The following is a 6614-nucleotide window of genomic DNA, read 5'->3' as shown; positions in this document are numbered from 1 at the left end:
TCCCTTCACAATAWTTTACAACCACACTATTTTAACACAAAAAAGAAGGAATGCGAGTGTTCCCGTCATTCCTTCTAAAAAATTCACTGGCCGGTTATATGTTCTTCTTTATATATATTATGCTGCTTCAAGGTTTCAGAATAATGAATGTCTCCATCACTGTCTGCAAGGAAGTAAAGATAATCGTTATCATTCGGTTCCGCTGCAGCTTTTAAAGAGTTTTCATTGAAATTGGATATCGGGCCGACCGGAAGTCCTTTCACCTTATACGTGTTATAAGGAGAGTCTACTTCCAAATCTTCATACAGCACTCTGTCCTTATGTTCTCCAAGGGCATAAAGGACGGTAGGATCGGTTTGCAGGGGCATTTCTTCTTCCAGTCGGTTCTGGAACACACCAGAAATCTCCTCCCTGCTTTCTGCCGTCCTTGCTTCGTTCTCAAGAAGGGATGCCATGGTTACGAGATCATGGACGTTTTCTATACCTTTTAATCCATCCACCTCATCCATATATGGAAGAACGACGGACTGGGTGCGGTCGAGCATACTCTCAATGATTTGATCAATGCTTGGGTCCTCTACATTAAAAGGATAAGTAGAAGCAAATAAGTAGCCTTCCAAAGGATAACGAATATCCTCGTTCAGGATGTCTTCCGTAAGTAAATCCGGATACTTCTCCATTAACGTCTTGACATATTCCTCGTCATTGGCCCGTTTCAGAAATTCCTCTTTTGTAAAGTCCATTTTCTCAGCATAAGCTCCCGCGATCTCTTCCAAATCCCTTCCCTCTGGAATGGTTACGGTAACTGCTGCATCCTTGACAAGCTTTCCTTCTTTCAAGGATTCAATAACTTCATCAATGCTCATGGATGAAGTGAACTGATAATCTCCAGCCTGAAAATCGGACTCATTCTTGAATTTCGTATAGAAACGGAAGATCATGCCGTTCTTGATGATATCATTCTCTTCCAATATCGATGCGATTTGCGAAGTGGAAGAACCGAGGGGGATTTCAACATTTTTCTGCTTTTCGTTTCCCGGATCCACCGGTTGAAGAGCGGAGCGGACGTACAAATAGCCCGAAAGACCTCCAATCAACAGGATGAGGACGAGTGCCGTCAATATACCGGCTACAATCTTTCTTACGGTACTTGCTTCTTCTATTCTATTTTTCAGCTTTTTCTTATACTGTGTATTAAAGTCAGATTTAGACAACAGCCTTCCTCCTTTCATCCGGTACATTATACTATAAATTGAAAGAACCTTTCTACAAATTGCCCGGATTTTCTACAAATGCCGCCCAGACAGCTCCTTTTCAGAACCATTATTTAAATAAACCTGCCCTTTATACATGCTGTGATTTTCAGGGAATGAGAGCCAAGGTCTCTTCACCGCCCGATCTTCTTAACAACATAAAAAAACCCGCAGCAGAGCTGCAGGCTTTTGGGCGTGACTATAATCAGGTAAGGTCTTCATCAGTCAATGTATTCAGCATTTCTTCGACCATTTCCCACTCATCTTCTGATTCGATTTGGAATAGAGCAAGATCATCCTCTTCGTTCCCTTTTTCCTCATAACGGAAAGCGAAAACTTCGACTTCGTCGCCTTCCTTCTGCTCCGCAGGGATGACGGCAATGTAAGAATGTCCGGTCTGCTCGACGTCGAACGTGAACAACACCTCAAATAGATGCTCTTCTCCGTTCTCGTCCGGTATAATGATGCGTTCTTCTTTTGCTAATGCCATATCAGACATCCTCCTTTATTGTTTCGAATCCAAATATCCTTGTAAAATCATAACGGCAGCCATCTTATCGATGACCTTCTTCCTTTTCTTACGACTGACATCAGCGTCGATCAACACTCGTTCAGCAGCCATTGTCGTAAGTCGCTCGTCCCACAAATGGGTTTGGAGACGAAATTCCTCTTCAAGCCAAGCAGCGAATTTTTGACTGGCTTCTCCACGTGGACCGACGGTTCCGTTCATGTTCTTCGGAAAACCGACCACCGCTTCCGTCACCTCATGGTCTCTGATGACCTCGGCCAGATTGTCTTTCGCTGTGTTGAAGTCCTTCTCGTCCCATCGGAGCGTCGTAAGCCCCTGGGCGGTCCAGCCGAAGGCATCAGAAATTGCGATGCCTATCGTCTTTTCCCCCACATCTAAACCTATTTTCTTCATTCCATGCCCTCTTTATTCTCTTTGATGTAAAACTTTACCAACTCTTCGATCAGCTCATCTCTTTCGATTTTTCTGATCAGGTTTCTTGCATCCTGGTGACGAGGAATATAAGCAGGGTCTCCGGAAAGGAGGTAGCCTACGATTTGATTAATCGGGTTATACCCTTTCTCCTCCAGTGCACTGTGCACAGATAGCAGTACGGATCGGACATCTTGATCAAACGGTTCTTCCGAGAAGTTAAACCTCATCGTCTTATCCATTGAACTCATTACAGTCACCTCGCACATTTATTGTATTTACTCCATTATATACCTATTTGCAGGATTAGAAAAACTAGGCTTTCTGTCCCGCATATTCCTTGGCATACGTAAGAGCATCCGGGATTTTTGAAGCATCTTTGCCGCCTGCCTGCGCCATATCCGGACGGCCTCCGCCGCCGCCGCCGCAGATAGCAGCTGCTTCTTTAATCAATTGACCGGCATGATACCCTTCTTCTACTAAATCCTTGGATACTCCTGCAATTAATTGAACTTTCTCGCCGTTAGGTGCAGCCAGCAGAATAATGCCGGATCCAAGCTTCTGCTTCAAGTCATCCACCATGGAACGAAGGCTGTTCATATCCTTGACATCCACTTTCTTCGCAAGGACCTTCACGCCTGCTACTTCCTCTACATCATCAAGGATGCTGGAAGCTTCCAGGTTGGATAGTTTAGCGCTGAGTGAATCCTTCTCTTTCTGAAGCTCTTTCATTTCTTTATGAAGAGCATCGATCCGGTCCGGCACCTGTTCCGGCTTCGTTTTAAGAAGCGCTCCCGCCTCTCTCAGGACGTTTTCCTTTTTATTCATATACAGATAAGCATCTTTGGCAGTCACAGCTTCTATCCTGCGCGTCCCTGCACCGATACCGGATTCGGAAACGATCTTGAACAGGCCGATTTCCGCTGTGTTCTGCACGTGACAGCCGCCGCAAAGCTCAAGGCTGTAATCGCCGACTTGAACGACTCTTACAGTGTTTCCGTATTTTTCTCCGAAAAGCGCCATTGCTCCCTTTTCTTTTGCTTCTTCGATAGAGCTCAGCTCGATCGTTACAGGGATCGACTGCCACACCTTCTCGTTTACGATGGATTCAATCTGCTCCATTTCTTCGTCGGATACAGAGCCGAAATGGGAGAAGTCAAAGCGGAGGCGATCCGGTTCAACGAGGGATCCCGCCTGATTAACATGATCTCCAAGGACATCCTTCAATGCCTGATGAAGGAGATGGGTCGCTGTGTGGTTCTTGACGATAAAGGAACGGCTTCCCGGATCCACCTCGGCAACCACTTTCGTACCCTTCTCCATGGATCCTTCCCGGACGATTGCTTCGTGCATATGTTGTCCATTAGGAGCTTTCTTTACATCCGTCACTTCCAAAAGAGCCGCTTCCGAGCGCAGGAACCCTTTATCTGATACCTGACCTCCGCTTTCCGCATAGAAAGTCGTTTGATCGAGGAAGAGATACACCGTATCCCCCGCTTCGGCATGCACAGCGAAATCTTTTCCTTTTATCATTTCAACAACCACCGCTTCTGTCCGCAGGTGATCATACCCGATAAAGGAGCTTTCCACATGGACATCTCCAAGTACTCCGTCCTGTACCTGCATGGAGTCCGTCTTCTGGCGGGCGTTGCGGGCACGCTCCCGCTGTTTCTCCATTTCTTCACGGAAACCTGCTTCATCAATGGTGAATCCAGCTTCTGCTACATATTCTTCTGTGAGCTCTTTTGGAAACCCATACGTATCATAAAGGCGGAAAACTTCCGTTCCAGGAAAGACGCTGCTTCCTTTCTCTGATTCCTGCTTCATAATAGTAGAGAGGATTTGCAGTCCGTCATTCAGCGTTTCGTGGAAACGTTCTTCTTCGGTCTTGATGACGTTTTGAATGAATGCTTCCTTCTCTTTCACTTCTGGATAGAAATCGACCATGATATTAGATACTTGCGGGACAAGTTTATACATAAACGGTTTATCGATTCCAATCTGCTTAGCAAAGCGAACCGCTCTTCTCAGCAGACGGCGCAGGACATACCCGCGTCCTTCGTTGGAAGGCAGGGCTCCATCACTGACAGCGAACGTTACGGTTCTCATGTGATCGGCGATGACTTTAAATGCTGCATCTCCATCGACACTGTCTCCATAGGCTGCTTCGGCAATTTCTTCTGTTGCTCTAATGATTGGAATAAACAAATCTGTTTCAAAGTTCGTTTCCGTCTCCTGGATGACACATACCATCCGCTCCAAGCCCATTCCTGTATCGATATTCTTCTTCGGAAGCGGTGTGTACGTATCGTCAGGGTTATGGTTGAACTGCGAGAACACAAGGTTCCAGATTTCCAAATACCGTTCATTCTCGCCGCCTGGATATAATTCCGGGTCGTTGGAGTCGCTGCCGTATTTCTCGCCGCGATCATAGAAAATTTCGGTGTTCGGTCCGCTCGGCCCTTCTCCGATGTCCCAGAAGTTCTCTTCAATTCGGATGATCCTCTCGACAGGAAGACCGATCTTTTTCTCCCAGATTTGATAAGCCTCATCATCTTCCGGATGGACAGTCACAGAGAGCTTCTCCGGATCGAAGCCGATCCATTTCTCGCTTGTTAGAAACTCCCACGCCCACTCCATAGCCTCTTCTTTGAAATAATCTCCAATAGAGAAATTCCCCAGCATTTCGAAGAATGTATGGTGTCTTGCCGTAAAACCGACATTCTCAATATCGTTGGTTCGAATCGACTTCTGGGCATTGACGATTCTCGGGTTTTCCGGAACCACCCGTCCGTCAAAATACTTCTTCAATGTCGCTACACCACTGTTGATCCATAAAAGCGTCGGATCCTCATGAGGAACGAGGGATGCACTTGGTTCCACACGGTGGCCTTTCTCCTTGAAAAAATCAAGGAACATTTGTCGAACATCTGCGGATGTCAATTTCTTCATAACAGAAACCTCCTTGAATTATATACAATTTAGACGGTACTGGACGAAGCTTCATCTTTGACAGACACAGAAAAAACTCCCGTCTCTGCCTGATGATTCGGCAGGGACGGGAGTTTTTCCGCGGTACCACCCTGATTATAGACCTGTTGCATCTATCATCTCGAATGCTGATAACGTAGCATGAATCCGGCGGGGATTAGCCGCACTCCGGAATAGCGTTCAGCAACGATCATGGAGCACGTCTTTCAGCCAGGGACGTACCTCTCTATCCATAAACAATGTCGCTTACTCGGTTCCTTCTTCGTGTTCTTCGTCCAAATAGTCTTCGCTATGCGTAATTATAGATAACTGTCCTTCATCTGTCAATGCCCGAGCCTTCCCGCCCTGATTTCATCAACGACGACCTTGAGGCAGGTGAGGACAGGTACAGCAAGAATCATTCCTGGTATGCCGGCAAGTTCCCCACCTGCCAGGAGGGCGAGAATAATCAAAAGCGGGTGGATATGGATACTTCTCCCCATAATGTAAGGGGATAATAGATTCCCCTCCAGCACCTGAATGACAACTACGACGGCAAGAGTAAACAGCAAGGCCTGAAAAGAAACCGTCAAAGCCACAATCAGAGCCGGTCCTGCTCCTAGGAGCGGACCGAAATAAGGGATAATATTCGTGACCCCCGCGACCAATCCAAGTACGAGCGGGTATGGCAGATCGATCAGCCAGAATCCAATTGTCGCAAATACACCGACAAATAAACTGATCAACAACTGTCCTCTGATATATCCGCCAAGAGAATGATTTAACTGAATAACCAGCCTTTGTGCTTCCTGGTGCCAGCTGCGGGGCAGGAGGTGGAGAAAGGCAAGACCGATTCTTTTATAATCTTTCAGGAAATAAAACGTCATAACCGGGATGACCGCCAGCAGGATGATCATATTGAAGATGCCGCTCAAACCCGTGAATACGGCCATCAGTCTGGCGCTCAATCCTTCTTCGAGGTTGTGATGGCTTGATCCATCTTATGGTGCATCCCATCGGGAAGTCGTTCCGTATGGGCATAGTATTCCTTCGTCCATGCCTGGTATGACGCAGCAAGATCAGGCAGTTGGTCATTAAGAAGCTTTACTTGCTCCAAAAGACGGGGATACCCCTTGTAGATGCCCCAGCTCGTAAGGGAAAAGAACAGCAGGAATATAAGCAGAATTGCAATTGCCCTCCGCACTCCAACACCTTCCAGCGTTTTCACCAGTGGATGAAGTAAAAGCGAGAGTACAAGAGCAAGAACAAATGGTAACAGCACTCGTCCAACCATTACGAGTACATGATCGTAGTATGGAAACAGCCAGGCAAGCAGCAGCAGCGTAAGCAGGATGATGAATAGTATAGAGAGACGACGCAGCCATTTGGAAGAGCGGTCCGTCATGAACCTTGCTGATAGAAAATATCATTTAGCGAGCTGAGACTGCCAA

At 46.7% G+C, this 6614-nt stretch carries 5 protein-coding genes and 1 pseudogene; all 6 read right to left on the bottom strand.

Features of this window, described 5'->3' with window-relative positions; genetic code table 11:
• Positions 1 to 83: 83 nt before the first annotated feature.
• The 6 genes and pseudogenes from mltG to D479_RS21130 all read right to left on the bottom strand — a co-directional run bounded on the left by mltG (position 84) and on the right by D479_RS21130 (position 6568).
• Complete coding sequence (mltG, locus tag D479_RS19040) at positions 84 to 1214, bottom strand: endolytic transglycosylase MltG (protein ID WP_008640322.1); 1131 nt, start codon at positions 1212 to 1214, stop codon at positions 84 to 86.
• 244 nt (positions 1215 to 1458) lie between these two features.
• A complete protein-coding gene (locus D479_RS19035) occupies positions 1459 to 1743 on the bottom strand; it encodes a DUF1292 domain-containing protein (RefSeq protein WP_008640320.1) in 285 nt (94 codons plus the stop codon).
• A gap of 15 nt (positions 1744 to 1758) precedes the next feature.
• Positions 1759 to 2175, bottom strand: a complete 417-nt coding sequence (ruvX, locus tag D479_RS19030; RefSeq protein ID WP_008640319.1) for a Holliday junction resolvase RuvX — start codon at positions 2173 to 2175, stop codon at positions 1759 to 1761.
• The gene (locus tag D479_RS19025; protein WP_008640318.1) at positions 2172 to 2444 is read right to left on the bottom strand and encodes an IreB family regulatory phosphoprotein; all 273 of its coding nucleotides are present in this window, start codon (positions 2442 to 2444) and stop codon (positions 2172 to 2174) included. Before D479_RS19025 ends, ruvX begins: the two co-directional genes overlap by 4 nt.
• 64 nt (positions 2445 to 2508) lie before the next feature.
• A complete protein-coding gene (gene alaS, locus D479_RS19020; RefSeq protein WP_008640315.1) occupies positions 2509 to 5145 on the bottom strand; it encodes an alanine--tRNA ligase in 2637 nt (878 codons plus the stop codon).
• 362 nt (positions 5146 to 5507) lie between these two features.
• Positions 5508 to 6568 (bottom strand): annotated as a pseudogene (locus tag D479_RS21130) (AI-2E family transporter).
• Positions 6569 to 6614: the final 46 nt, after the last annotated feature.

Source organism: Halobacillus sp. BAB-2008, assembly GCF_000328325.1.
Classification (GTDB): Bacteria; Bacillota; Bacilli; order Bacillales; family Halobacillaceae; genus Halobacillus.
The sequence above is the reverse complement of the archived record's forward strand: the minus strand, read 5'-3'. Positions and strand labels throughout refer to the sequence as shown.